A 1,020-nucleotide genomic window follows, 5' to 3' on the forward strand; every position below is an offset into this window, starting at 1 on the left:
ATTTTCAAGACAGTGATATGTTGGAGATAATGCAAACTTTAAAGTAAGAAAATTTACGTCTATTAAATTTCTGTTTTAGAAAATAACCCGTCAATTGTTTTAAATAATTTTGCAGCGTCAAATGGCTTTAGAATTAAGGCTGACGCCTTTAATTCATTAATTTTCTGAATGGTGTCATCATTGCTTTCTGCGGTTATCATTATTATCTTTGATTTAGGATCAAACTTTCTAATGTTCTCTATCCCATAAATTCCATCATAATTTGGCATTCGTACATCCATTAAAACAATATCTGGTTTAAATTTTTGATACAATTCAACTGCTTCTTGTCCATTATTTCCAATTGCGAGAACAACAATCTCGTTTAACTCTAGAAGCTCTTTTTCTACCTCACAAAGCTCATAATCATCTTCTATTATGATTGCTGTTATTCCCATATTTGGAAATAATCTATTTACTAGTTAAGTTTTTAGGTTTTATTTTTTTTAACTTGAAATTCTTTTACGCAGAAAAAAGATTCCTGAAATAATCATAATTACTGTGAGTATATTGATAATTGAAATTACCTCCCCTAATATTGCCCATGAAAACATCACTCCAAACGCAGTTCCAGTTGAATACAGAAGTGTTGTTCTTACAGAGCCAATGAATTTTAATGAAAGAACAAAAAAGAATGTGGCTATCCCTGTTCCCAATAAACCACTAAGTAAAATTCCTGGGATATGTGTAAATGATATATCAAATGGAATGTCAAGTGTAAACATTATTCCAAGTGCAACCAGTCCTGATACAAATGATGTAATTTGTGTAATTCTCTTGGAATCTATCCTATCTGATACATATTTTGAAATATTGATATCTGCTGCAAAAAACACTCCTGACAATAAAATCAAAAAATCACCAGTAACCATATTTGAAAACATAAACCCTGTATTGTACATATCATATCCTATTGGTAATATGATGACTCCTAGAATTATCAATGTAAATGGGCCTCTCTCTTTTTTCTGTAATCTTTCC

General features: G+C 30.4%; 2 protein-coding genes. Both read right to left on the minus strand.

Annotated features, from left to right (window positions below):
• Positions 1-62: 62 nt before the first annotated feature.
• Entirely contained in the window at positions 63-437 is a 375-nt protein-coding gene (locus BG20_RS11255) for a response regulator (RefSeq protein ID WP_010195537.1), read from the minus strand.
• A gap of 48 nt (positions 438-485) precedes the next feature.
• A partial coding sequence (locus tag BG20_RS11260) for a DMT family transporter (RefSeq protein WP_010195542.1) occupies positions 486-1,020 on the minus strand: 535 nt, incomplete at its 5' end.

The sequence above is a fragment of the Candidatus Nitrosarchaeum limnium BG20 genome (genome assembly GCF_000241145.1).
Classification (GTDB): domain Archaea; phylum Thermoproteota; class Nitrososphaeria; order Nitrososphaerales; family Nitrosopumilaceae; genus Nitrosarchaeum; species Nitrosarchaeum limnae.